Origin of the sequence: Wolbachia endosymbiont (group B) of Ablattaria laevigata (assembly GCF_964277395.1) — a bacterium.
Classification (GTDB): domain Bacteria; phylum Pseudomonadota; class Alphaproteobacteria; order Rickettsiales; family Anaplasmataceae; genus Wolbachia.
Genome location: NZ_OZ195519.1, coordinates 1,102,174 through 1,128,334, shown reverse-complemented (window position 1 = coordinate 1,128,334; position 26,161 = coordinate 1,102,174). Strand labels below are relative to the sequence as shown.

The following is a 26,161-nucleotide window of genomic DNA, read 5'->3' as shown; positions in this document are numbered from 1 at the left end:
TTATTAATATTATTGTACTCTATATTTACAGGATTTAATTAGATTGGGATAGTAACTACCCATCAAGGATGTTAATAAATCTATAATAATTAAATCAATATAGTAGAATATTTTTATATGTGCAAGGATGCCAAGCAATAATAATGAGTAAAAGATACATAGATAACAAAAAAGAGAACAGAGTTGACTTCATACTAAGAAATTATGGGATGTCAATTATTGTGATGGCAGTCATTATGTTCTTACCTCCAATAGCAATATCAGTACTCTATTTTTCTAATGTATATAGTCAGCATGTTAATATAGAGATTAATTTATTAATTAGTACTCTAATGACTCTCTTTGTGGTATATAATATAAAACGTTACAAGTATCTACTTAATATCATAGAGTTTCAAAATGCAATATTTGCAAATGCGCTGAATCATAATACAGAGTTTTGTCTCATTTTACATAAAGATGAGGGTATTATTTATGCTGATGCGAGGTTCTATGAAAGGTTTAAAGATCACATAAACGATGATGTTACGCTAGATAAAATTCTTGAAGCAGGAGATGTTTCAGAAAAAGACAGAAAATCACTCTATCATGCGTTAAGAAATAACACTTCTGTAAAAGTATGCATTTCCTTAAGCAAGAAGAGTAGAATATCTAACTTTCTTTTGCTCTCTGAACCAATACCGGATAATCCACAAATTGCTATAAATAGCAATAAGACTTTAAATTTATCATTAGCCCCAATAGCAAGACCGAATGGGTATTTTGTACTGAAGGCAACACAGGTAAACAAAGAGCAGGTATATGAAGAGTTGATAGAGAAACACAATATAGCAACTTACGTTGCAAATACAAAAGGAGGTATCTTATCTGTAAATAAAAGATTTTTAGACATGTTTGAACTAAAAAAATTGGAAAAAGGTAGCTCAATCAATGATTTTATATCTCAATCGAAGTATGACGATACAATAACCAAAAATGAAATTATGTTTTTTACTATAAGCGGTGCTCCATTTAAGGCTTATATGAGTACTGCTACATTTTGTGATAAATACAATCATAGCTATATACACGGCTTTATAACACCAACTGAATCAAATATTGTTGATTATCAACTACACCCTTGTTTTACAAATTCGTCAATTGCTATTGCACAATGCGACATAAATGGCAATTTTATAAAGAAAAATATAGCATTAGTAAAACTTGCGGGGTCAAATAATGGTTCTATCTTTGCATTGATATCAGATGGTTATCATATGAAAGTGCGTGAATATTTTTCAAGTAATAGGATAAATAATGCGTCCTTTGATGTGCAGCTCAATGGCGGTAATAACATGAAAATATATTTTAATAAGTTTCTTCATAATAAAGTGATGTTCATACTTTGTTATTTTATTGATAATACTGAACGTAAAAAACTAGAGATAAAACTTGAGCATTATCAAAAGGTGCAAGCTATAGGGCAGTTAGCAGGTGGTATTGCACATGATTTCAATAATATATTAACCGGAATAATAGGATTTTGTGATTTGCTTTTACTCCAGCACTCAGCTAGCGATCCATCTTTTGGAGATATAATACAGATACAGCAAAATGCAAAACGTGGGTCAAATTTGGTAAGACAACTGCTTGCTTTTTCAAGAAGACAGACTTTGCAGCCAAAGATTATTAATGTAAATGGTACGATAGCTAATCTTTATGAAATGATCAAAAGATTAATAGGTGAAAATATAAAATTTAATATTTATTATGGTAGCGATTTGGGTGCTGTTAGGGCTGACCAAGGACAATTAGAGCAAGTGATGCTTAACTTAGCAGTTAATGCTGGTGCTGCTATGGAAAAGGGGGGAGAGTTAACTATACGAACCTTTAATCAAAAGGTTGATTCATTAAATTCTACACCTCAGGATATGTTTTCTCCAGATAAGGAAACGATTGAACATGGGAATTATGTTGTGATTGAAGTGATTGATACTGGATGTGGAATGACGAGTGATATAATTGAAAAGGCATTTGATCCATTTTTTTCTACCAAAGATATTACTTCTGGTACAGGTCTTGGCCTCTCTACTGTATATGGCATTATTAAACAAACCGAAGGATACATCTATGTTGCTAGCAAAGTGAATCATGGAACTAAATTTAGCATATTTTTGCCCATAGTTTACATATCGGATGAAAATGATAAAGAGGAAGATAGTCAAGAAATAGAGAAACCGGTAGAGATTAAAGGTAATGGTATAATTTTATTAATTGAAGATGAAGATTCAGTAAGGGAATTTACTGCTAAGGCTCTTACAAGAAAAGGATTTAATGTAATAGAAGCGAGTATAGGCAGCGAGGCACTAGAGATCATTAGAAAAAAAAATCAACACATAGATCTAATAATCACTGATGTAATCATGCCAGAGGTGAGTGGTCCAGAAATAGTTAAAGAAACATTGATACATAGGCCAAACATCAAAGTTATTTTTATTTCTGGGTATGCAGAGGATGCTTTTTTAAAGAGCGATGAAATCAATATAGAAGACTTCCATTTTTTACCCAAACCATTTACTCTGAATGAGTTAGGAAATAAGGTTCAAAGTGTGTTACACAAGACAAAAAAAGGCAGTTTACTTTGAGCATGATTGGCAACAAAAAAATTTTTCTAATGCAAAAATTTCTTGCATATATACAATAGAGTTATTTTATACATAAGATAAAAGGCGTGAGCAAGATCATTGCAATAGTAAATCAAAAGGGTGGAGTTGGTAAAACCACAACTAGTATAAATTTATCGACAGCCTTTGCTGCTGTGGGAAAAAGTACTTTATTGGTAGATCTTGATCCCCAAGGGAATGCTAGTACAGGGCTCGGGGTTTCTTATCGTAGTAGAGAAGAAAAAAATATATACAAAATACTGCTGAGCAACGAAAGTGAATTGGTAGAGTCGGCAATTTTCAATATAAAGGAAATTCCAAATCTATCGCTGATTTCATCAGTGGTTGACTTATCAGCTGCAGAAATTGAGCTATCACAACTTGAGCAGGGAAAATTCGTACTAAAAGATACGCTAGAGAAAGTACGTAATAATTATGAGTACATAATTATCGATTGTCCTCCATCACTTGGTCTGCTTACTATCAATGCTCTGACCGCTGCTGACTCGATTATTGTTCCTCTTCAGTGTGAATTTTTCGCTCTGGAAGGATTGAGCCATTTAGTTAAGACTGTAGAGCTGATAAAAAGAAATAACCTAAACCCTTTCCTGTTAATAGAAGGAATATTGCTCACAATGTATGACAGACGCAACAAACTTAGTGAGCAGATTAAAAATGATATTTGCCAATATTTAAATGATAAAGTATATAAAACTATTATCCCCTTGTATGTGACCATTATTCCACGTAATGTACGGTTATCAGAAGCGCCTTCTCATGGAAAACCTGCTATTGTATATGATCTTAAGTGTCCTGGTGCACAAGCATATATAAGTTTGGCAAAAGAAATTTTAAAGAAACACATGAGCATCTGTAAAGAGAAAAAGCTGATAAGTGAGGGTGCAGCGTGAAGGACAATAGGCGCTTAGGTAGAGGTCTTGCTGGCCTCATAGGCGATAATTATGGTAATAAAGAAGATCGGTTACCTATTTCATTACTACACCCGAGCAAATTTCAGCCGAGAAAATATTTTGATGAGGAGTCATTAAAAGAACTTGCAGGTTCGATAGAGAAAAATGGTATAATACAACCTGTTGTGGTGCGCAAAAATCCAAATAATGAAGGTTATGAAATAGTAGCAGGGGAACGTCGTTGGCGAGCAAGTAAGGTCATAAATCTTGATAGTGTGCCGGTTATCATAAAAGATTTAAATGACAAGGAATGCTTAGAAGTATCGATAATTGAAAACATACAGAGGCAAGATATTAATCCAATAGAAGAAGGTGAGGCGTACAGAAAACTAATAGATGAATTCTCCTATACACACGAAGAATTAGCCTTAACTTTAGGTAAAAGCCGCAGTCACATAACCAATATGATACGAATGCTGTCACTCCCTAATGGAGTAAAAACAATGATCAACGAGAAAAAATTGTCTATGGGTCATGCAAGAGCATTGATTAATGTTGAAAATGCGGAAAGTATTGCAGAAAGAATAGTTTCTCAGGGCCTGAGCGTTAGACAAACTGAAAAATTGATAAAAGACTTACAACAAAATAACGACCGAAAAGAGCATAATTGTACTAAAAATCAAGATATGGCAGCATTAGAAGGAGCTATATCTTCTCAGCTTGGTTTAAAGATCAAAATTAATGACAGTAATTCTAAGGGTAAAGTCATGATACGTTATAACAACTCAAATGAATTGGATTTTATATTGAAAATTTTGAATAGAAGACTTGAATCAGCTATTAATGTCGAAAGTAGCTCATAGAAATTTCTTGACAAACCTTCCCACTTTCCTTGCAATGGAAGTGAAATGGTGGAGTTTGTCAAGTAAGTTATTTCGTTTCTACCTTCAATAAAAATTTGCACGCAATAGCACAGAAGCATACGTTGCTATTCCCTCATTTCTTCCAATAGAACCTAATTTTTCCGCTGTGGTTGCTTTGATATTTACGAATTCACCATTAATTTCTAATATTTTTGATATGAATTCCTTCATTCCTGCTTTGTAAGGCGATATTTTAGGCTCTTCACAAACTATAGTAATATCTAAATTAGACACGCTATATCCTTTTTCCTGTGCTTTTTTAGCAGCAAAGTCAAGAAAATGAGATGAATTGCAATCCTTCCATTTAGAGGAATTAGGAGGAAAATGTTCTCCTATATCGCCACATCCTAGTGCTCCGAGTATTGCATCAACGATTGCATGTATTGCAACATCACCATCGGAATGTGCCTCTATTGCCATATTATGCTCAATTTCCACACCGCAAATTTTTATAAAGCTCTTAGCATCATTTTGAATTTTAACAAATTTATGTATATCATAACCGGTTCCGACACGGAATTTTGGCTCTCCAAAGAGAAGTTTTGCCATATTGATATCCTCTTTTGTAGTTAACTTAAAATTCTTTTTCTCACCTTCAATAATCGCAACATGTTTTTTATGCTCCACCATTAGTGATGAATCATCAGTAAATTCTTTGACTGACTGATGGCACGATAATAATTCTCTGAAATTAAAAATTTGAGGGGTTTGTATGGCTCTAAGTTTTTCTCTTGAAATCGCAGATTCAACGAAATTATTACTCACCAACGATATAGTATCCTCGACTTCTATTGCTGGAACTACTCCTGTATATTGACCATTAATCATAGATTCAATCAAGTTATTTATTAGAATATTTGATACAAAAGGCCTACAAGCATCATGTATAATAACAAAATCTGGATTGATCTTTTGCAAACTCTCCAGTCCAAGTTTAACTGAACTCTGCCTGCTTTTTTCTCCACATACTGGACTCAGCAATTTAGTATCTATAGTTGATGACGTAACTTCTTTATAGAAATCTTTTTGACTTTCATTTACTACCACTCTTATGTAACTTATGTACTGATTAGCTAAGAATTTTCTAATTGTGTGAAATAAAACAGACTTACCTGCCAGTTTTATATACTGTTTAGGGATTTTGGCATTGCATCTACTGCCTACTCCTGCTGCAACTATTAATGCTGCTATCTTGTATTCCTCAAGTCTGTTAGTGTACATGCTTATCATTTTCGTTGTTAATACAAGTTATCTAGCATTTTAAAAAAGTTTGATCCAATTCTCAAAAAAGAATATTCTTTTACTAGGTGTAATATATGTTAGAGGGAAATAATGCACGTTGCTAAGTATAATAAAGAAAATGAGATACATCTTATATTTTTTCATGGAATAGGTGATAATTATAAAAATGCGTCCAGGTATATACAAGATAGATCTACATATCTCCATAGGTCTAATTTCTACACTCATGCACATAAATACCCAATTGCATTTCAAAACTATATAACTTACGCAATAGCTAGTTTCTTATTTTTAGGAATATCCATATTATCACCCGCTCTGATATTATTTACCAACCCAATGACGTCTAGGACAGCGAATTCAGCAATATTAGCAGCTTTGATTTGCACTTTTTTGTCTATATCAATACTCATGATTCCATTTATAAATAAGAATAAAAGCTTATCTCAGTCTTCGATAAAAAAAATCAATGAATTAATGGACAAGGGTGTAAAACCTGAAAACATCATACTTTTCGGCCATTCCTTTGGAGGAGCAGTTGCATCAGAAGTATTAAAATATTTTACAGACAAAAATATTAAACTTGGAGGCGTTATTTTTACTAGCACTTTCAGCTCTTTTCATAATGCAATAAAGCATTTTCCAATTCCTCAAGCAAAAATTTTAAGTGTACTGCCCTCATGCTTATTGAAAAAGATGCTTAAGGTCCTAAATTTAGATTTTGATATAGTAAGCAATATACAAAAGCTACAAAATGATAATATACCAATAGTAGTCATTAATCATGAAAGAGACACCTTAATACCATATCCTGCACAATTGGCAAAGGCAGTAGATGATCTATTGTTAAATAGAAATTCGATTAAGATCGTTAATCTGAGAGGCTTTACAGATAACCCGCATAACGGAGTTTTATCTAGTTGGCAATTGAGTGAAAATTTGGCTGATCTCATGCCTAATAAAATAATGAATAGATAGTACTTACAAAAAACTGTATATTTTTCGGTAAATTAACTATTCTAAACACATGCAAAAACGTCATATAACTATTTGTTGTGTACTGCTTTTCATAATAGGGGCATTATTTTTGATGCGTCCTATGATTGTTCCGTGTCTAATATCTGTTTTTGTTGCACATCTATTTAACCCGCTAGTAACCAAGTTTGAAAAATATAGAATACCACGTTCATGTTCTGTAGTTTTTATAATACTTACCTTATTGATAGCTTTTATATTAGTTATCACATTTGTTTTACCTATTATATATTTTCAAATTACTTTAATATTAAATTTCTTAGTGAATAAGATACCTTCATTAAAGCTTAAAGTGATTCCTTCTGTGCTAGAATTTCTTAATATAAAAACTGAAGATAGTTTATTTGATCACTTGTCTAAAAATCTAGTAGAAAATTACAGTGATTATATATCTTATTTTATAAATGCTCTTAGCATGGGCAGTAATCTTATAATTCAAGTGCTAAATTCAAGCTTTAATTTGATTTACATGGTATCATTAATAGCTATTACGCTTGTGGTGTTTTTTTATGTATTACGTGATTGGCCTGCAATTGTAGAAAAGGCTAATAAACTAATTCCCATTCTTTACAGAGAAAAAGCTGCAGGTTATTTTTCCAAAGTAGATTTCATTATATCTAATTACCTAAAGGGACAGTTAAACGTATGTATAGTCATGATGATCTTTTACTCCGTGGGCCTTAGCATAATTGGGCTGAAGCATTCTGTAGCTATTGGAATTTTATCAGGAACATTAACATTTATACCCTATATAGGGCCATTATTATACACTATTATCGGATTTTTGAGCGCCATTACTCAATTTAGTGGATGGTTTGAAAGTACTGCTGTCTTGCTATTATTTAGTGTTGGTCAATTAATAGACTCAAGCATATTAGTGCCTTTATTAATAGGAAAAAAAGTTCATATACATCCAACTATCATTATTTTAGGAGTTGTCATATGCACCTCATATTTTGGGTTTATAGGTATATTATTTTTTATTCCAATAATAGGAATGTTCATTGTATTAGTAGAATATGCAATCAATAAATATTTTGAAAGTGAGCTTTATAAAAATGGCTAATTAGTTCACGATAAAAAGAAAAAGGACCCCTGATACATTTGAGAGATGCAAGTAAATTTTTATGCAAAAATTATTATCAAAAAGTAGTAATGTAAGAGGCTTTACGTGCAATTAAATTTATTTAGCAATAATCAAGTTGATTATTGCTGGCAAAACTATATCACCTTAGACGAAAATAAGCACGTATATAACTCAATAGTTAACGATTTATCTTGGAAATGCCTGATTCTTTTTGGACCTAACAGCTCTGGAAAAACTCACCTTGCTCATATTTGGCAATCAATAAACAATGCAATTTTTATCAATGTGAATAATTTTGTAAGCGAAATTAGGTATAGCGATGCGTTTATTTTAGAGGATGTACAAAACATTAAAGATGAGGAAATGTTGTTACATTGTTATAATTATATGAAAGAAAATGATAAGAGACTGCTAATCACTTCTTCAATTTCACCAAAAAAGCTTAACTTCAAACTAAGAGATTTAAGCTCCCGAATATTGTCAACTACCAGCGTAAAAATTTTGCCTGCAAGCGAGGAATTATTAAGAATTATGCTAATAAAACGATTTTCAGATAAACAGTTAAAAATTGATTTAAAAGTGATTAATTATATTCTAGCAAGAATAGAACGTTCTTTCCACAGCATTAATAAAATTATAGAAAAAATAGATAGTGAATCCATAGGATCAAATGTAACCATTCCTTTTATTAACACTTTATTAAAAAAAAGTCCCAAGTGATTCCTTCTGCTGCAAGACATTTGTTATATATATTAAAGATTTATTAATACCCATACAATAATGAAGTTGAAATCACTATCTCTTTATGTTAAAATTATAATAAATGCTATGATGTAATAAGCATAAACAGACATAGCTAAGGGATATTTTATATGATAGTAAAACTTACTTTACAGGATGTTTTTTATAGATTTGATGTTATAATTGAAATATGGTAAAAATAAGATCAAATTTAAAAAAAAGGTTAAAACAAAGGTTTGTAGTACTTACTTTATTGATAAATGTTTTATTTATCTCATATTTTCTTATAAAAAATACAAAAAATACTTTCAATCAAATTATAGTCAAAGAAATAAATATAGGAGCTGATAATGAAAAATAAACAACCACAAAATAAAAAAGAGGATCTTTACATAACGTATTACATAGATACTTTGGTTTCCGAAAAATCCTCTACACAAAATACTTTGGAAAGTTATCGTTCAGATTTACACCAACTTGAAAAATTTTTATTAGAAGGAGGCACTACCTTAGTTGGTGCAAGTAAAGCTAATATTAAAGATTATGTAAACTTTTTACGTACACAAAAGAAATATAAAACTAGCTCTATATCAAGAAAAATATCTGCTATCAAAAATTTCTATAAGTGCCTATTTAATGATGGAATAATAGATTTTAATCCAGCACCGGCTAATGATAATGAATTAAGAAATCCAAAGGTTTCCCGTCCTTTGCCTAAGTATTTAAGTGTTCAAGAAATATTTTTGCTCATGGAAACAGTAAAAAAATCAGCAAGCGGATCGAATAAAGAGATAAGCAGTAAAAGGCTATGTGCAATTTTAGATATTCTTTACTCTTCCTGGATGCGTGTTTCTGAACTAATCAATATGAAGTTATGTGAAGTATCACATTTAGTAAACAGTAATGGTAAGGAAGGCTACATAATAATAAAGGGAAAAAGTGGCAGAGAAAGGCAAATCTTTTTTAATCAACAAGCATTGCAAAGCCTTAAAGATTATTTATCAATTCGTGACAATCTGCTCCCTAACAACAAAAAATCTGATTGGCTATTCCCAGGTGATAAACCTAATAAACCAATTACAAGGCAAAGAGTTGGTCAATTAATAAAGGAATTAGCAAGAAAGTGCGATATTGATGAAAATAAAATCTCTCCACATGTGATTAGGCATTCTCTTGCTACCCATCTACTGAATAGCGGAGCAAATATTGTGCTGATACAAAAAATTCTTGGCCATACTAATCTTTCTACAACACAAATATATACTCATATTGCTAACGAAAAGTTAAAGGACAAATTAGCTGATTCTCATCCTATTACTCAGATGATCAATAATTAAACTTATTGCTTTTAGTTTTGTAGTAAAGTTAAATTCAAATAAGTTTACGTATGTTTGTGATTGCAAGTTTATTATTTAATTTACTCCTTATATTATGGGAAGTATTCTATACTTTAATTACTCTCCCTGTAATTTTCTTTCCTGAGTGTGTAATAACCATTTTCCTTGTTTGCTCGGTGAGAGTTGTATTATTCATGTTGCGTTTATTATGTGGCATTAAATATGAAGTGAGGGGAATGGAAAACATTCCTAAGCAACCTTTTATAATTGCATCTAAACACCAATCTCCATTTGAAACATTTATTTTTATACTACTCTTTAGAAAAGCAGTTTTTATTTTAAAACGTGAATTGAAATGGATTCCATTCATTGGTTTGCATCTCATGGCATTAAAAATGATTTTTATTAACCGCTCAGATGGTATTAGTTCTGTGCGTCATATCATGAAATTAGCAAAAGTGTGTATAAAAGAAAATAGAGGCATAATAATATTTCCTGAAGGTACAAGAACAACTATAAACCAAAATATAAAATATCAATCGGGTATTGCTGCTTTATATAGCGTATTATCTGTTCCTGTGTTACCGATTGCTTTAAACACTGGTTTGTTTTGGCCAAAAAGCATACTTTCTCTGAGAAAGAATCCCGGAAAGGCGGTAATAGAAATATTACCTCCCATATATCCTGGGTTAAACAAAAATGAATTCTTGCAAAGTTTAGAAAAAATCATTGAAGAAAGAAGTAGTAGATTAATTGCAGAAAAAACTGATATTGCAAATTAACAAAAAAACTTTATAATTAAAAGAAAAGTACAGGTATTAATATATGGCAAATCATAAGAGTGCTAAAAAAATGATGAAGGTAATAGCAAAGCGTACTTTAGTAAATAAGATACGAAAAAGCAAAACTCGTACTGCTATTAGAAGATTAGTTGATATAATCAAGTCTGGTGATAAAGAGAATGTTGTCTTGGCATTTCGGAATGCTGAATCCAATTTACATAAATGTGTAAATAAAGGTGTCATTCATAGGAATACCGCTGCGCGTAAAATAAGTCGCTTAAATGCAAAAGTAAAAGCATTGATGACCGCTTAATACGGTTAATGTAAAGTTAGCTGTATTAATATATACTCTTCAGTTTGTATATTCTGTATAAAATTAAGTAGCTTAAGTGATGGATAAAAAAGCATTATTGGAACTAAGTAATGGGTCAAAAATTGATCTACCCGTATTAAATGGAACAGTAGGTCCTGGCGTGTTAAATATCAAGGATTTATATAAGAAGACAGGATTATTCACTTACGATCCAGGGTTTGTTTCTACAGCTTCATGCTCTTCTACAATTACATTCATTGATGGAGATGAAGGAGTTCTTAAATATAGGGGACATAATATAGCTGATTTGGCAGAGAATAATAATTTTACTGCTGTGATTTATTTATTGCTCTATGGTGAATTACCCAGTTCAGAGCAACACAAAAAATTTCTTCTCAAAATACAAGAATCATCCAAAGTATCAGAGCAAGTTACAAATGTAATCAAAGCATTTCCAAAAACTGCTCACCCTATGTCGATTTTAGTTGCATGTTTTGCAAATTTGTCAGCGTCTTACCATGAAATGCATGGCAACAATGTCAATGGTGAAGATTTAGATTTTGGAATTTCTGCAATAGCAAAAGTTCCTGCAATTGTTGCAATGATTTATAGACATATCAACAATCAGGAATTCATAAATGCTAATAATAAATTAAGTTATAGTGAGAATTTCTTAAATATGATATTTGGCAATGCTGTTAATAATACCCTTTTTGTAAAAGCTCTGGATAAAATATTTACTCTTCATGCTGATCATGAACAGAATGCTTCTACAGCAGCTGTCAGATTGGTAGGGTCAGCTGGTTCTAATCTATTTGCAAGCCTGTCTGCAGGAGTTGCTACACTTTGGGGTCCAGCACACGGTGGAGCTAATGAGGCAGTTATAAATATGCTAAAAGAGATAGAGCAAAGTGGAGATGTAGATAGATTCATTGAGAAAGCTAAAGATGATAAAGATCCATTTAAGCTAATGGGATTTGGACATCGTGTTTATAAAAACTATGATCCGCGCGCGCTTATATTAAAGGATGCTTGTCATGAGATTTTAAGCAAACTAGAGCAAAACAATAAATTACTTGAAATTGCAAAAAAACTTGAAGAAATAGCTTTAAAGGATGAGTATTTTATTACACGTAAGTTGTATCCAAATGTTGATTTTTACTCAGGTATAATAATGAATGCTATCGGTATCCCTTCAAGTATGTTTACACCCATTTTTGCACTTGCAAGAACCACTGGTTGGGTTGCCCAGTGGTATGAAATGGTAAACGATAAAGAAACCAAGATTTGTAGGCCAAGGCAGCTATACCTTGGCAAATAAACTTTCATTCACAATTCGTCCTCAAATAGTCTAATTTTCTTTAGCTATAAAATACAGCAAATTGATTTTTTACTAGTTGATGTCTGCTTTTTTGCAGAACATTGGTCAGGCTGTGATATAGAAGGTTGGTTAAATGTTGTTTTGGGCTTATTAAAAGAAGATCGTGCTGAAGAAGGGCCAAAGCCACTATCTTTAGCCGAAGCATCATCCCCACCTTTACCTTCACCATAGTAGTCGGGCCTAAGGAATTTGCTTGAGTTTTTAGCATGTGATTTACCTATAACTGAATTCTTAGGTGAATCACCAAAACCACTATCTGCACTTGTATCTGCACTTGGTCCATCCGTCCCTACTTTTTCTTCAGAAGGGGCAAGAGTTTGTGGTTTCATAGCTGGCACACGCGCAGGATCAATGGACAGTTTATAATCCTCATTGATTACAGAGCTCTCTATGATCTTATCCATCACACAGTAAGCAATGTCTCGGTTAAAAAAGTCTATTGCATATATTCGTCCGTCACCATATGTTGGCAGACCTCTTTCTGCAATATCATCTTTTACATCACGCAATACTTTTGTACCACCAAACACCTTATTATTAATATGATCAACTTCTTTTTCATTTAAAAACTCTATGTAATTATCATAATCAATAACAGGAGCCAAAATTGAATACTCATCTTCACTTTCTTTATGGGAAGTATGCCACATAGAATCAATTGGTAGGTGCGGTAGTGCCTTACAAATTAAATCAACAATTGCGAACTTCAGAGTTTTATTCATTTCATCCTCGGTATTTGGATTATCATCCTCGGTATTTGGAGTATCAAAACAACGGCATGTCAGAGATACTATATGCTTTACTATGTCTTTAACAAGCTTAGGATTATCAAAAATGCTTTTCTTTAGATATACATAATTTCCTTTCTCTTCTAAAAAATCCTTAGTTTTTTTAGGACCATTTTCATAACCTGTTATCCTCGATGAGAGCAAATCTACAAAAGAACGTTGCAAATTTCTATCAACACACTCCGCACCATATAGATAAGATCCCTTATCAAAGACTTCATCAATTATATTATAATCTACATACTTTTCTATCTCCTTCTCTATATCATTTGGTAGCTCCTCAAAACCTAGTTCCGATTTTTTGTCTTCTTTTTTTTTGCTCTTTAATAAGATCTGTTGCAAATCGCGCGATTTCATTGGCTAGTAAAAACTTTAGATTAGAAACCACCTCTTTCCTCATTGGCACCAAAAATTTATTACCTTCAGGCAATTTCTTTTGGTAAGAGTTAAAAGGAAAAAACTCTGTATAAAAACAATCATCACTAATAGTGTCATCAGAATGCCTTTTTTTCCTGTCATCCCAGTCTGGGATGGCTTTGTTGCATCACACTTTATGAGATGGTGATTTATGGTAAATTCATGTAACTATCTCAAATTTATCCACACCAATATCAGTGAATTTATTAAGCAAATAGCATTTAGTTCTTTTTCTCGATTTATCTCAGATTTATTCCTAAAACTAAATCCGAATATTTGCTTTAATCTTGAGAAAAACCCTTCAATATAAGATCTTTTCCCATAATTTACTTCTTTTTCCATTCTTTCATGCCATCTTCACCGTATAATTTTTTAACCTAATAGCAGCATTCCTGTCAGACATATAATCTATTTTTGAATGTTCTGCTGAATCCTTTTTTGGTAGAACTTTTGTTTTTATATCGTATTTCTTACACAATTTATAAAGTTTTTGCCTATCGTATGCCCTATCTGCATATAATGCTTTTATTTTGTGCTGAAAATTAACTTCTTCAAGCAAATCGCAAGTGGTCAGAGTAGACACCGTTACTGTATTTTACAGCTATGGCTTTTTTGTTGTTTATATTTAACATTACGTGCAATTTTCTCGTTTGCTCATAGCCACTCTGTCAGTGCTATTTTCCTTGCTGTGTGTCGTTGTATATACTAATTCCTGTACTGTCTATAGCAATTTCGATATCTTCTATATTATTTTCTGCAATCATTTATCTTAATATTAAGTTTTTTTTGATGCTTGTGAATAGCTGCAAATCTCTTCCTATTTGTTGCAAATACCCTTTTATAAACCCGACTTGTTTGTCTTAAACCAATTCTAAAGAAACTGACGATTATATGCACTAAAATCACAACTTTATCACTATAAATATAGTTGCCACCCTGCATTTTTGGACAATTCTCGTACCAATTTTCTATGGCGTCATTGATATAACAAAAAATGCTTCCTCTTTCTTGGAGAAATTTGTTATATTCATGGCAGTTACTGACTCTCATTTTTTGTGGCATATTTTTTCTTCAACAGTTAAATGGCTATTTATAATGAATTTTGTCAGTAACTGCCAGTTCTTTTCACTTGAGCGATGCAACAAAGCCATCCCAGTGTCAATCACTGAAATGACACCCTTCCGGTGGGGATTGCTCTCAGACTACAATGTTCGTACAGTTGTACTGGGATTCAAGTATAAAAATATTTGGAAATTATACAATGGACAATGGATTCTAGGAGTATATGTTAAACATAATGAAATAAGCTGGATTCCAATGTCACGTACTGGAATGACAACATATAGGTATTGGAATAACAAAAGAGGAATATTATGATTTTATATCATTTTCCTCTTTGTCCGTTTTCACGAAAAGTTAGAGCTCTTCTCAAGGAAAAAAAGCTGAGTTGTGATTTGGTATATGAAAATCCATGGGAAAAGCGGAATGAATTCATGGAGATCAATCCAATCGGACAAGTACCAGTATTAATAGATAATAACTTTGTAATAGCGGATAGTAATGCCATTTGTGAATATATAGAAGAGACTTACAATAGCGACGTCAAATTACTTGGTTCATCCACTATTATTAAGTCTAAAATACGCGCTTTAATCAATTGGTTCGATAGCAAATTTTACAATGAAGTTACTAAGTATATTATGAATGAAAAAGTAATTACTAACCGCAGCCCTGACTCTAGATTTCTTCATGCAGCTCAGAATAACCTGCCTTGCCATATGGAATACATCGAACACTTAATTAACAAGAACGTTTGGCTTGCAACCGATAAGTTCACTTTAGCCGATATTACTTTAGCATCACATATTTCTATAATAGACTACGTAAATAGTTTCCCATGGGAAAAAAGTAAGATTTTAAAAGAATGGTACTCCATTGTTAAATCAAGGCCTTGTTTTCGCGAAATATTATTAGAGAGAGTTTTTGGCTTAACTCCCCCTAGACATTACGCTGACCTTGATTTTTAACTTGCGTGAGTTTTAAAGCTACAGTCATTCCTTCGTCAGTAGGAATCAATATGGAGAAATATTTTTTTTCATCTGACAATCTATCGTTAAACTCTCTCATAGCATGCCATGACTTTTCTGATACTTCTTTTGGAGGAGATTCTAAAAATACTGTATCAAATAATAGAGTGTTATCTGCAACGATTAGCCCATCTTGTTTAATGTATGACTCTGCCCAATCTAAATACTTAGGATAACTACTTTTGTCAGCATCGATGAATATCATGTCAAATGGTGCCTTTGCTGATAATTCATTAATTTTTTCCAGTGCATCACCTTCTATTAGAGTAATTTTATCACTTAGATTAAAAACACTAAAATTTTTTTTTGCTATTCTTGAGTGTTGAGGATTATTTTCTATTGTATATATATGACCATCTTTCGGTAAAGCTTTTACCATACAAATTGACGAATAACCATATAACGTGCCAATTTCAACTATGCTTTTAACTTTATGGATTTTGATAAATAAATTTAATAATTTTCCTTCTTCAGGAGTGATTTGAATACGTTGTTTCTTATCAAGAGTACAATGTTCTTCTATTTTTTTATACTCTTTTGCAAATAAGCTTCTTATGTACAACGATTTTCTGCTAAAGTTATGACGCATTAAGTTTTATAATATAAACTAAGGAGGTTTAATCTATATAAGATTTATAAATATAACAATAGAGTTAAGAATAATAAAATTTTTTTATTTTAAGTTGTTATTTTATAAAGTAAAATTTTAAGTGACAAAGATTATTATATATTTTACTATGGTTAACTAGTATAATAACCAATTGTTATACTAGAATTAAGGGATCGTTTATTTACATCTCTCTTAAAATGTAATTTTTATAATCAATTAGAGGGGGTTATATGTCTTATAACATTGCTAACGAAGTTGAAACGTTAAGCAAGAAATCTAATAATAATGAAGGAGTGAAATTACTGCACAATCCAGCTTATCGCGAGAAGTACAAAGAACGCTTTAACGAAGCTCAGAAAAAAGTTATGGATATGGTCCAATTTTATGATGGAACGATAGTATTAATAGAGAATAAAATTGCTATGTATTATTATGCTTGGCACAGTAAAAAAAGAGAGTTTGAGCGTAAAAAGCAACAAACAGTATCAAAAAATAATGATTCAGCATAGGGTTTTTATATGGTAAGCTACAGTGTTATTACTTCACTATAGCTTTTCCATATAACTCATCTATTACATTAGTGAAGTATTCCAGCTCTCTATACCCTTCATGTTTGATTTTACCATTCTCTACATATGATTTGTCATCGTTAAGCTTGATGATGAATACAGGAGTAGCTGTGATATCAAGTTTATTAATTGCAAGTGATTTATCATTTATAATTTTGTCCATCATCTTTTTATCATTAATGCATTGGTTAAATACATCTTGCTTCAAATTGCTTAGTGCAGCAATTTTTTGTAGTATAGTTAAATCACTAAAATTAGAGTAGTTCCACGAGTCTATTGCATTAAACACAGCTTTGTTAAAATTAAAATAGTCTTCTTCTTTTTCATAGCAATAACTTAGCATTGCAGCTTTTAATCCTCTGTAATCTAGAGGAAAATGACGGAATATGTATAGCATCTTACCTGTATCTATGTACTTTTCTTTGATTTTAGGAAAAACTTTCTTATGAAAAAGAGAACAGTGATAACAAGTGAGCGAAGCATATTCTATCATTAAAATTGGTGCTTTTGGATCACCTAATAATTTATCATCAGGCAGTAGTGACAGTAGTTCTTTTGATGTTATTTCATCAGTTTTTTGAGTGTTGGGTAAGTTTTGTTCAATAGCTGCATAAGAACTAACACTTATAAAAATAAGTAAGAACAATAATCTAAAAATCATTACAATGGAAACACTTAACTTATTAAAGAATTTATGCATTTATATAAATAATGTCAAGATAACTTTTTCTCGGCAACACTTTCTACTCTGTCTTTAAATGCAGCAATTATTTTACTTTGTGTGTATTTATAAACTGAGTTTAATAAGGCGGAAAACAAATTGGATTTAAATTCAAACTTTATATAGAACTCTACCATAGTTTTACTTTCATCTATAGGAGTGAATTTCCATTCGTTGTATAAATGTTTAAATATTCCATTTGACGACACAGCTTTTATCCAACTTTTATTTGCTCCATTTGGAGAAAGAAAGGTCACTTCTGATGTGTAACTTCCTTTAATGCCATGAAAAGCTGCAAGGAGGTCCACAATCATTTGGCTATCAGTTTTTTCTTTTATATAAACAGCTTTGCACCAAGGAACAAAATCAGGATACTTCTCAACGTCAATTACAACTTGAAATATCTCATGAGATGAACAGAAAAAAACACCTTGTTCTTTATATTGGTGTAACATAAACCTAAATAATGGAAAAGGGATCCATATCTACCGTCAGTCTTAGTAGATTCCTGAGACCTAAAGTTAAGGTGGGCATCACGTACTAATTTCAATGAAATTAACAGAGGCAATTCCCTTGATCAGAAATTATCGCTCGGGAAATTTAACTTAACTCATAACGCATAGCGCAGACCCCTAAATTAATTATAGATTATTTATATAGAGTATGTCTATAGATATATTAAAACTAGCGATCATTATTTTGCCTTTGTTAAATTTTGCATTTTAAGTATCATAGCTAATAAATATATCTTATGAATCTTATTAAGTTCTTAACCATTTTTATTGTAATCTCCTCAAGTGCTTACGCGAATTGTATAGGGCACAAAACTTTTGTGCTTGCCATGAAGCAGCAAGTAGACAACACGTCTATGAAAGGGAATAGAAAAAATCTAGAACATGTACAAGAAGAACTTCTGAAAATTATTCAGAATAATGTTGACCTCAAAGGAATATCTCGATTTGTCATAGGGAAATATTGGAATTTATCTACTCAGAAAGAAAAAGAAGAGTTTCTAAAAGAATATGAAGTATATCTCGCTCACTTGTGCGCTAAAATTTTGTATAAATACATAAATAATAGTGAAATGATCATAATGAGTACAAAAGCAGTTGACGATGAAACTTGTCTGATAGGAACAAGATTTTCTTATGGTGATGAGGAATTTACAAATATTGACTTTAAAGTTACTAAAAGTGACAGTTCTTTCTTAATAAACGATGTTGTAATGAGTGGAATAAGTATTTCTATTAATCAACGTTCTCAATTTAGTGAAAAGATCGACACGAATGGCATGGCAAGTGTAATAGATGAATTAAAACGTAACAATAATTTATGATATACATGCCTCATTGGCCTAAGCCGATTGGCAGTAGGCCAAAGGATTTTTCTCTTGATCGCATAAAAAGTTTTCTAAATAAACTGGATAATCCCGAGAAAAAAATACCGCCAATAATTCACATAGCTGGCACTAATGGCAAAGGATCAACACTATCCTTTATAAGATATATAATGCAAGCAGCAGGGTATAAAGTTCATACGTACACTTCTCCACATTTAGTGAATTTTAATGAGAGAATAGTTGTTGCAGGCAATGATATCGATGATAGTGAATTACATAACTCACTGGAAGAATGCCGTATAGCAGTCGCAGAACAACCCATCACTCTATTTGAAGCCGCAACGACTGCAGCCTTCTTAGCTTTTTCTCGTCATAAAGCTGATATTACTTTAGTTGAAGTGGGTCTGGGTGGAAGGCTTGATGCAACAAATGTTATAGATAATCCGATTCTAACGATCATCACTTCCATTGCACTTGACCATACAGAATATCTTGGTCCTACCGTAGAAACCATAGCAGGTGAAAAGGCTGGAATAATGAAACCTAATGTTCCTTGCGTAATAGCACCACAAGAAAAATCTATAATGAACACGCTAGAACAACACGCAATAAACAAAAAATCTCCCTTATATAGAGGAGGATTTGAGTGGAATTGCGAAAAACAGAATAACAGAATAGTCTTTCAATCGACTATTCAATCAATAGAATTTTCTTTGCCATCTTTAAAAGGAGATCATCAAATAATCAATGCAGGAAACGCAATTGCAGCATGTAGCATTTTAAGTGGGAAGTATGGATTTAATATTGGAGAAGAGGACATTGCTTCAGGTTTACAGCGCACTTATTGGCCTGCGCGGCTAGAGTCTATAAAAGAAGGTAATTTAATTTCTTTATTACCAAAAGATTGGCAATTATTTCTAGATGGCGCGCACAACAATGATGGTGCCAGAGTGTTAGCTAAGTGGGTAAGAGACAATTTTGCTGAAGGTATCCATATGATCTTTGGTGTTACTCGTAACAGAAACGTCGCAGAGTTCTTAGAGCACTTAAAGCCATATATCAAACTACTATGCGCGATTTGTGTTAAATCTGAACCTAAAGCAACAAGTACAGATTTAATTAGAGAAGGAGCTCATAATATAGGAATCAATGCTATCGAATGTGAATCAATCAGAGATGCTATATCAAATCACATACTAAAAGCTTCTATACAAAACGTCAAAACCATACTAATCTGTGGCTCGCTATTTTTAGCCAGAGATTTGAGTATGGAGAATAGCTATCAATTAATCCAAGAACAATAAATGCACTACACAACTTGCTCTCTTCCATGAGCGTGAACACTATCGGGATTTACAATGCTGCTTGGCTTTTCGGTTGATGCTCCTATAGGTACATTTTGTTCATCACCTCTTCCTTCAGTTTTTACAAGATTTACAACTTTTCTCTCGTAGATCTCACTTGCTAAGTGTAGTAATAAACTACAACCTAGTAATGCAGCAAATCCGATGAGTATTTTACTGTTTAAGCAACTAGATTGGTACTGTAACACCAAACCTGCTACTAATAAAATAGGAGGAAGATAATTTGAAATTTGGGAAGTAAGAATTAGATATTTAAATGCTTTACTTTTGGATATTTCATCTTCTAGCTCTTCTTGATCTAAATTTTCACCTTGTTCCCGTTGAGGATTTTGCAAATCCATAGCTTTTTTAAATAAAGAAGACATCAAATAAACAGATAAGAAAAAAGTTGTAACAGATGTTATTAGAGTCGCACTAAACAAAATGCCAGGTGCATCAGTAAAATTAGCAGCCTTATATAGCTTAAACCCCAAGTAAATATACGACACTAATGACGAGATGAGCAGTAGGATATTTACCCGAGTAAAAACAGCATAATACTCTGCACGCTTATCATTCTGACCTTGCTGAATTGATTGTAAATACCTTTTCAATTCCTCAGGAATGATTAATCCCTGATTCTTTCCACTTAGTGGTTTAATATATTGCAAAAGTGCTGCTTTATTTCTGTTAAGGGCCTGTATTTTTTCATCGCTACCTCCTGGTTTATCTGGGTGACACTTTATTGATAACCTTCTATAATTTTTTGCTATTATATTAGATATTTCTAAGAAGTTACGACCTTCTACTTCTTGCACTTGAATGCCTATCTCTTTAAATAAACTTTCATTATAATCATATTCTCTCTTTCTTAGCTTATAGCCCATGTCTCCACCTCATAAATTAACTAACTATTAATACTTTATAATATATAAATTTCCAAATCATGTCAATTCTTTCATTCATGCTTATTGTATGAATTATTTCTTTCACGACTACCATGACAAGTGTATGAAAGTTATCATTTAGTGCATAATAGTGCTTCAATGTTTAGGGTTACAGTTTTCATTGGTCATTTGAGTTACTCAAATCCAATTCATGCTAGTTCTATCTATCTTGTCATTTAAGTAGCCCTTTTTGTGTAATCCCAGTACCCTCTCTTTGATGTCATCCAAGTAGCTTACACTGGCTTTCCGTAATCTCAAAAAACGTTGTGTTTTAGCATAATTTTGTGCTCAATATGCTTGTTTATATTAAAAATTTCTGGATTTCAGCATCAAATGCCGGAATATGGGTATCATTCAAGTAGCCCTTTGTTGTCATCCCAGTGCTCCGACACTGGGATCCAGGAACCAGCGTCACGCGCTGGCTCTCTAAAATTACTTTAGCTACAAATATTAAGAAATTTACTAAATAAAAAAAAGACAAAAAAACCCCCGTATAGCGAGTTTTAATAATTTAAATTGATAATGTACTAACAAGCGCGATTTGGCTGAATGTAGAAAAAATAAAAAAGACATGCGGCCGCTATAATTTTTATGTAATTTGCCAATAAATATTTGAGTTTTTTACTGAATTTTGCTGTTAAATCCGCGGAGATTAAAAACAAGGGTAAATACTCTTGCTATCATAGTAAGGGAGATGGCGTAATTTGTCAAGTTAAATAAGCTAAGTTATTAACATGTAATAATTAGGCAGCTATTGCAGATTGAATGTTCAAATGATCACTAACTTTGAGGTTTTGGTTTCATCTATTTGCGGCTGACTAATCATAGTTCGAATGAAATTGGTTGCCATAAAGGTACAACCTAGAATAAAAAAAGCAACGGAAATAAAGGGGATAATAGGAAATTCAAGAGGTAATATAGATGTAATTCCTCCTATTAAAAATGAAACATTAGATGCAATGTCGAGGCAGATCTTCATTAATTTCTCTTGCCAAGAGGTATCGAGTTGCTTATTAAGGCCACACTGCCTAAAATGATCAGTTAATGACCATATATTTAAAGCAAGCGAAAGTGCACTTAGCATAGTGCTGACAATAGTAAAATACAAGCTTAAGGAAGAAATATTTAGGGCTAATGCTGCTATGTACCCACTCAAAGAAGCAATAGATAGTGCAGTAACTAAGCGTTTTGAATAAGTTCGTATTTTTTTTCTGTAAATAAGCCCCTCTTTCTCATAACTCATAAACTTAACAGTAAATACATATTATATCATAACATTAATTGACTTGAAAATCAATACAGAGTGCCCGGGAGAAGACTTGAACTTCCACAACTTGAAAAGTTACTAGCACCTGAAGCTAGCGCGTCTACCAATTCCGCCACCCGGGCTTTTTGTGATTTACTATGTTAAAATAAAATAATATACTCAAATAGTTTTTAACTTAAAGGTAATGCCAAATCTAGATCAAATATTTTTTGCTCAGAACAATGTTAATATTAATAATGTATATAAAATAGTCAACAACGCTTTGAGCAATAGTGATGGTGGTGAGCTATTTTTAGAGTTTTGCCAATCAGAATCCCTAGTTTTTGATGATAATATATTAAAACATATGGATTTAAATATCAGAAGAGGATTTGGTCTAAGGTCTTTTTGTGAAGATAGTACGTCTTTTGTTTGCTCTTCTGAGATTAGCGAAAAAGAAATTAGTAAAGCTGCTTCCATGGTAAAAAGTTCAGCATCTTTAAGCAAAACGAATTCAGTAAACTTAAATGAGGAGGCAAAAAGCCTGTATTCAACGATTAATCCCATAAATGAAATGGACCTGAGCTCAAAGATTAAACTACTTAATGAGGTTAATGAGTATGTAAGGTCGAAGAATAATTGCGTGAAGCAGGTAAAAATAACTCTAAATGGAGAATGGCAAGTTGTACAAATAATAAAAGATGATCACAGGTTAAGCGATATTAGGCCTTTGGTACGTTTTAATGTACTAGTCATTGTAGAGAAAAATGGCCGAGCTGAGAGAGGTTCTGCAGGGCATGGTGGAAGAGACTCTTATAGTAAATTTGTTTCTGAGAAGAAGTGGAAAGAAGTTGCAAATCAAGCGTTAGAGCAAGCGCTGGTAAATCTTGAGGCAATTCCAGCTCCGGCTGGAGAGATGACAGTTGTTTTAGGTTCAGGTTGGCCAGGAATATTATTGCATGAAGCTGTAGGTCATGGACTTGAAGGTGATTTTAACCGTAAAGGAATCTCGGCATTTTCAAATTCTATGGGTAAACAAGTGGCAGCCAGTAACATTACTGTAATTGATGATGGAACTCTACCTAATTTGCGTGGTTCTATTAGCATAGACGATGAGGGTACTTTACCTGGCTATAATGTGCTTATAGAAGATGGAATTCTAAAAGGATATATGCAAGATCATATGAACGCTAAACTCATGGGTGTAAGCCCAACTGGTAATGGTAGAAGAGAAAGTTACAAAGAAGTTACCATGCCACGCATGACAAACACCTATATGTTGCCAGGAAAATATACACCAGAAGAAATAATATCCAGTGTAAAGAGAGGCCTATATGCAGTAAATTTTGGTGGTGGACAAGTTGATATAACATCAGGAAAATTTGTTTTCTCATCTTCGGAAGCTTACCTAATAAAAAATGGTAAAATTACACAACCAGTCAAAGGAGCAACGCTAATTGGTGATGGGCCAACAGTGCTAAAAAAAGTATCAATGATTGGTAATGATCTAAAGTTAGATCCTGGTGTTGGTACGTGCTCAAAAGACGGACAAAATGTGCCTGTTGGAGTTGGTCAGCCAACACTCAAGGTCGATGCAATAACTGTTGGTGGAACTGAATATGTAGATAAGGGCTAAGCGAACTCAGCTCATGCTGTACAATTATATTGTAACCATTATTCAAGTAGCTCATATAGATGCAAAAACTACTTAACAAATCTCTCTGCCTTCCTTGCTATAACGTGTATAACAATCTCACAAAAAATAATATCATAGAATTCAATAGGTGATCTTTAAAAAATCCTTAAGGAAAGTAAAATACTGTTTAAATAGGCCGATATAGATGGTTTTACGATATAATAAAATTATTATAAACAAGAACTTATAAACTCTAGCAAATGAATTTGTGAGTTTAGTGGTGTTAGGAATACCTAGCTCTTTTATGCGGATTGATATTCTTAATAACCTGCTCTAGAGATAGATTATATAATTTTGACAAGGTTCTTGGCATGTGATATTTTTCTCGAATATAGGTAATGGTATAAATGACTTTATATCTATATCCAGCTCTAGGGGAAGATCTTCAATGTTTACGTCCATCCCTGATAAAGGATATTCTATGTCCATGTGCAGCTTTGGGGGATAGTTCTACTTTGAAGATTTCTTTCACTTTTACTATTGCGACTCCCGATTGGCTTTGTTGCATCACACTTTATGAGATGGTGATTTATGGTAAATTCATGTAACTATCTCAAATTTATCCACACCAATATCAGTGAATTTATTAAGCAAATAGCATTTAGTTCTTTTTCTCGATTTATCTCAGATTTATTCCTAAACAAATACTTGCTTCAACCTTGAGAAAAATCCTTCTATATAAGATCTTTTCCCATAATGTACTTCCTTTTTCCACTCTTTTACACCATCTTGTCCATATAATTTTATTAACCTAATAGCAGCATTTCTGTCAGACATATAATCTATTTTTGAATGTTCTGCTGCATCCTTTTTTGGTAGAACTTTTGTCTTTATATCGTATTTCTTACACAATTTATAAAGTTTTTGCCTATCGTATGCCCTATCTGCATATAATGCTTTTATTTTGTGCTGAAAATTAACTTCTTCAAGCAAATCGCAAGTGGTCAGAGTAGACGCCATTACTGTATCTTGCAGCTATAGCTTTTTTACTATTCACACTTAACATAACATGTAACTTTCTTACTTGCTCGTAGCTTCGGTACTTTCTATCTGCACTGTTTTCCTTACTGTGGCCAGGAGTGTTACTGTAAATTTGTGCTATCTATGATAATTTCAATATTTTCCATGTTGCTTTTATCAATCCTGCAATCATTTATCTTAATATTAAGTTTTTTTTGATGCTTGTTAATAGCTGCAAATTTTTTCCTATTTGTTGCAAATACCCTTTTATAAACCCGACTGTTTGTCTTAAACCAATTCTAAAGAAACTGACGATTATATGCACTAAAATCACAACTTTATCACTATAAATATAGTTGCCGCCCTGCATTTTTGGACAATTCTCGTACCAATTTTCTATGGCGTCATTGATATAACAAAAAATGCTTCCTCTTTCTTGGAGAAATTTGTTATATTCATGGCAGTTACTGACTCTCATTTTTTGTGGCATATTTTTTCTTCAACAGTTAAATGGCTATTTATAATGAATTTTGTCAGTAACTGCCAGTTCTTTTCACTTGAGCGATGCAACAAAGCCATCCTATGGTCAAGCCATAGGATGACAGGAGAAGGAAACACTGGGATGAAAGCAAATGAAACCACTGGAACGTTTATTTTTGAAAGTAAGTTGCATAGTAGATGATGTCATTCCAGTACTTGATACTGGAATCCAGGAATTTTGATTCTAAATTGGGTATTGGTCTAAAATTAAAATAAACGTTTGTGATGAGATTATATGAAAAAATGGATCCCAGTCTGGGATGACACCTTTCCTTATGGACTTAAGTCACAACTGTACGAACATTGCAATATGGCACATAATAAACGTTGGCACTGGCTCCCATCCAAGACGATGTCATTCCAGCGCGTGACGCTGGAATCCAGATGAAAAAAAATAGATCCCAGTGTCGGGGCACTGGGATGACAGGAGAAGGAAATGCCGGAATGGCAGGAGAAAGAAACACTGGGATGACAGTGGAAGATTTAATTCCTTATATCAATTAG

Annotated in this window: 28 protein-coding genes, 1 tRNA gene and 1 other RNA gene; 17 read left to right on the top strand and 13 right to left on the bottom strand. The window is 32.6% G+C overall.

The genetic code is table 11. The features are described 5' to 3' along the window. Positions 1–143: 143 nt before the first annotated feature. From ACICP1_RS05245 to ACICP1_RS05235, 3 genes are all read left to right on the top strand, one after another. Positions 144–2,624: a response regulator gene (locus ACICP1_RS05245; RefSeq protein WP_395461240.1), complete on the top strand. Its 2,481-nt coding sequence runs from the start codon at positions 144–146 to the stop codon at positions 2,622–2,624. A gap of 86 nt (positions 2,625–2,710) precedes the next feature. Next, positions 2,711–3,553 carry a ParA family protein gene (locus ACICP1_RS05240; protein ID WP_395461239.1) on the top strand — a complete coding sequence of 281 codons (843 nt, stop codon included), beginning with the start codon at positions 2,711–2,713 and terminating at the stop codon, positions 3,551–3,553. Continuing rightward, on the top strand, positions 3,550–4,416 hold the full coding sequence (locus ACICP1_RS05235; protein ID WP_395461238.1) for a ParB/RepB/Spo0J family partition protein: 867 nt from the start codon (positions 3,550–3,552) through the stop codon (positions 4,414–4,416). Before ACICP1_RS05240 ends, ACICP1_RS05235 begins: the two co-directional genes overlap by 4 nt. An 84-nt stretch (positions 4,417–4,500) precedes the next feature. Here ACICP1_RS05235 and ispD read toward each other — a convergent pair whose 3' ends face one another. Further along, positions 4,501–5,706, bottom strand: coding sequence for a 2-C-methyl-D-erythritol 4-phosphate cytidylyltransferase (gene ispD / locus ACICP1_RS05230; RefSeq protein ID WP_264377591.1), 1,206 nt, complete (start codon positions 5,704–5,706; stop codon positions 4,501–4,503). A 351-nt stretch (positions 5,707–6,057) separates the two neighbouring features. On the opposite strand from ispD, the gene ACICP1_RS05225 reads away from it, so the two are divergent. The 8 genes from ACICP1_RS05225 (at position 6,058) to ACICP1_RS05190 (ending at position 12,334) form a co-directional block, all read left to right on the top strand. Beyond that, on the top strand, positions 6,058–6,696 hold the full coding sequence (locus tag ACICP1_RS05225) for an alpha/beta hydrolase (RefSeq protein ID WP_395461237.1): 639 nt from the start codon (positions 6,058–6,060) through the stop codon (positions 6,694–6,696). Between the two features lie 49 nt (positions 6,697–6,745). Next, on the top strand, positions 6,746–7,819 hold the full coding sequence (locus ACICP1_RS05220) for an AI-2E family transporter (RefSeq protein ID WP_264377590.1): 1,074 nt from the start codon (positions 6,746–6,748) through the stop codon (positions 7,817–7,819). A 105-nt stretch (positions 7,820–7,924) separates the two neighbouring features. Continuing rightward, entirely contained in the window at positions 7,925–8,560 is a 636-nt protein-coding gene (locus tag ACICP1_RS05215) for a DnaA ATPase domain-containing protein (RefSeq protein WP_015588224.1), read from the top strand. Between the two features lie 211 nt (positions 8,561–8,771). Next, entirely contained in the window at positions 8,772–8,942 is a 171-nt protein-coding gene (locus ACICP1_RS05210; RefSeq protein WP_264375195.1) for a hypothetical protein, read from the top strand. Continuing rightward, positions 8,932–9,918 carry a tyrosine-type recombinase/integrase gene (locus ACICP1_RS05205; protein WP_395461236.1) on the top strand — a complete coding sequence of 329 codons (987 nt, stop codon included), beginning with the start codon at positions 8,932–8,934 and terminating at the stop codon, positions 9,916–9,918. Before ACICP1_RS05210 ends, ACICP1_RS05205 begins: the two co-directional genes overlap by 11 nt. Positions 9,919–9,974: 56 nt before the next feature. Continuing rightward, positions 9,975–10,700 carry a lysophospholipid acyltransferase family protein gene (locus ACICP1_RS05200; RefSeq protein ID WP_029237643.1) on the top strand — a complete coding sequence of 242 codons (726 nt, stop codon included), beginning with the start codon at positions 9,975–9,977 and terminating at the stop codon, positions 10,698–10,700. Positions 10,701–10,743: 43 nt separating this feature from the next. Beyond that, entirely contained in the window at positions 10,744–11,013 is a 270-nt protein-coding gene (gene rpsT / locus ACICP1_RS05195) for a 30S ribosomal protein S20 (protein WP_395461235.1), read from the top strand. Positions 11,014–11,092: 79 nt separating this feature from the next. Further along, a complete protein-coding gene (locus tag ACICP1_RS05190) occupies positions 11,093–12,334 on the top strand; it encodes a citrate synthase (protein ID WP_395461234.1) in 1,242 nt (413 codons plus the stop codon). 44 nt (positions 12,335–12,378) lie between these two features. Here ACICP1_RS05190 and ACICP1_RS05185 read toward each other — a convergent pair whose 3' ends face one another. The 3 genes from ACICP1_RS05185 to ACICP1_RS05175 form a co-directional block, all read right to left on the bottom strand. Continuing rightward, entirely contained in the window at positions 12,379–13,539 is a 1,161-nt protein-coding gene (locus ACICP1_RS05185) for a hypothetical protein (protein ID WP_395461233.1), read from the bottom strand. A gap of 406 nt (positions 13,540–13,945) precedes the next feature. Continuing rightward, positions 13,946–14,182: a transposase gene (locus ACICP1_RS05180; RefSeq protein WP_395461232.1), complete on the bottom strand. Its 237-nt coding sequence runs from the start codon at positions 14,180–14,182 to the stop codon at positions 13,946–13,948. A gap of 164 nt (positions 14,183–14,346) precedes the next feature. After that, positions 14,347–14,661 carry a transposase gene (locus tag ACICP1_RS05175; RefSeq protein ID WP_395461231.1) on the bottom strand — a complete coding sequence of 105 codons (315 nt, stop codon included), beginning with the start codon at positions 14,659–14,661 and terminating at the stop codon, positions 14,347–14,349. 311 nt (positions 14,662–14,972) lie between these two features. On the opposite strand from ACICP1_RS05175, the gene ACICP1_RS05170 reads away from it, so the two are divergent. Beyond that, positions 14,973–15,626, top strand: a complete 654-nt coding sequence (locus ACICP1_RS05170; protein WP_010403901.1) for a glutathione S-transferase family protein — start codon at positions 14,973–14,975, stop codon at positions 15,624–15,626. On the opposite strand, the gene ACICP1_RS05165 is transcribed toward ACICP1_RS05170, so the two are convergent. Next, the gene (locus tag ACICP1_RS05165; protein ID WP_265030743.1) at positions 15,598–16,275 is read right to left on the bottom strand and encodes an O-methyltransferase; all 678 of its coding nucleotides are present in this window, start codon (positions 16,273–16,275) and stop codon (positions 15,598–15,600) included. The two genes, ACICP1_RS05170 and ACICP1_RS05165, sit on opposite strands and share 29 nt — an antisense overlap. A gap of 251 nt (positions 16,276–16,526) precedes the next feature. Here ACICP1_RS05165 and ACICP1_RS05160 point away from each other — a divergent pair, with 251 nt between their 5' ends. Further along, on the top strand, positions 16,527–16,805 hold the full coding sequence (locus ACICP1_RS05160; RefSeq protein ID WP_007302334.1) for a DUF2671 domain-containing protein: 279 nt from the start codon (positions 16,527–16,529) through the stop codon (positions 16,803–16,805). Positions 16,806–16,833: 28 nt separating this feature from the next. Here ACICP1_RS05160 and ACICP1_RS05155 read toward each other — a convergent pair whose 3' ends face one another. From ACICP1_RS05155 to ssrS, 3 genes are all read right to left on the bottom strand, one after another. Beyond that, a complete protein-coding gene (locus ACICP1_RS05155) occupies positions 16,834–17,526 on the bottom strand; it encodes a thioredoxin domain-containing protein (protein WP_010403910.1) in 693 nt (230 codons plus the stop codon). Between the two features lie 53 nt (positions 17,527–17,579). Continuing rightward, complete coding sequence (locus ACICP1_RS05150) at positions 17,580–18,041, bottom strand: type II toxin-antitoxin system RatA family toxin (protein WP_006013504.1); 462 nt, start codon at positions 18,039–18,041, stop codon at positions 17,580–17,582. Between the two features lie 17 nt (positions 18,042–18,058). After that, positions 18,059–18,220, bottom strand: a non-coding RNA gene (gene ssrS / locus ACICP1_RS05145) — 6S RNA. 117 nt (positions 18,221–18,337) lie between these two features. Between ssrS and ACICP1_RS05140 the strand changes: the two genes are divergently transcribed. Next, on the top strand, positions 18,338–18,922 hold the full coding sequence (locus tag ACICP1_RS05140) for a phospholipid-binding protein MlaC (RefSeq protein WP_395461230.1): 585 nt from the start codon (positions 18,338–18,340) through the stop codon (positions 18,920–18,922). Beyond that, positions 18,919–20,229, top strand: a complete 1,311-nt coding sequence (locus ACICP1_RS05135; protein ID WP_395461229.1) for a bifunctional folylpolyglutamate synthase/dihydrofolate synthase — start codon at positions 18,919–18,921, stop codon at positions 20,227–20,229. Before ACICP1_RS05140 ends, ACICP1_RS05135 begins: the two co-directional genes overlap by 4 nt. 5 nt (positions 20,230–20,234) lie before the next feature. Here ACICP1_RS05135 and ACICP1_RS05130 read toward each other — a convergent pair whose 3' ends face one another. The 3 genes from ACICP1_RS05130 to ACICP1_RS05120 all read right to left on the bottom strand — a co-directional run bounded on the left by ACICP1_RS05130 (position 20,235) and on the right by ACICP1_RS05120 (position 22,604). Next, positions 20,235–21,155, bottom strand: a complete 921-nt coding sequence (locus ACICP1_RS05130) for a molecular chaperone DnaJ (RefSeq protein ID WP_395461228.1) — start codon at positions 21,153–21,155, stop codon at positions 20,235–20,237. 829 nt (positions 21,156–21,984) lie between these two features. Next, positions 21,985–22,458 carry a hypothetical protein gene (locus ACICP1_RS05125; protein ID WP_264330879.1) on the bottom strand — a complete coding sequence of 158 codons (474 nt, stop codon included), beginning with the start codon at positions 22,456–22,458 and terminating at the stop codon, positions 21,985–21,987. Between the two features lie 61 nt (positions 22,459–22,519). After that, a tRNA-Leu gene (locus ACICP1_RS05120) sits at positions 22,520–22,604 on the bottom strand. Between the two features lie 62 nt (positions 22,605–22,666). Between ACICP1_RS05120 and tldD the strand changes: the two genes are divergently transcribed. Next, positions 22,667–24,097, top strand: a complete 1,431-nt coding sequence (gene tldD / locus ACICP1_RS05115) for a metalloprotease TldD (protein ID WP_395461227.1) — start codon at positions 22,667–22,669, stop codon at positions 24,095–24,097. A gap of 696 nt (positions 24,098–24,793) precedes the next feature. Here the strand turns inward: tldD and ACICP1_RS05110 are convergent. Both ACICP1_RS05110 and ACICP1_RS05105 read right to left on the bottom strand, forming a co-directional pair. Then, positions 24,794–25,117 carry a transposase gene (locus tag ACICP1_RS05110; protein ID WP_264376059.1) on the bottom strand — a complete coding sequence of 108 codons (324 nt, stop codon included), beginning with the start codon at positions 25,115–25,117 and terminating at the stop codon, positions 24,794–24,796. 193 nt (positions 25,118–25,310) lie between these two features. Continuing rightward, positions 25,311–25,607 carry a transposase gene (locus ACICP1_RS05105; RefSeq protein ID WP_395461226.1) on the bottom strand — a complete coding sequence of 99 codons (297 nt, stop codon included), beginning with the start codon at positions 25,605–25,607 and terminating at the stop codon, positions 25,311–25,313. Between the two features lie 377 nt (positions 25,608–25,984). Between ACICP1_RS05105 and ACICP1_RS05100 the strand changes: the two genes are divergently transcribed. Beyond that, entirely contained in the window at positions 25,985–26,161 is a 177-nt protein-coding gene (locus ACICP1_RS05100; protein ID WP_395461225.1) for a hypothetical protein, read from the top strand.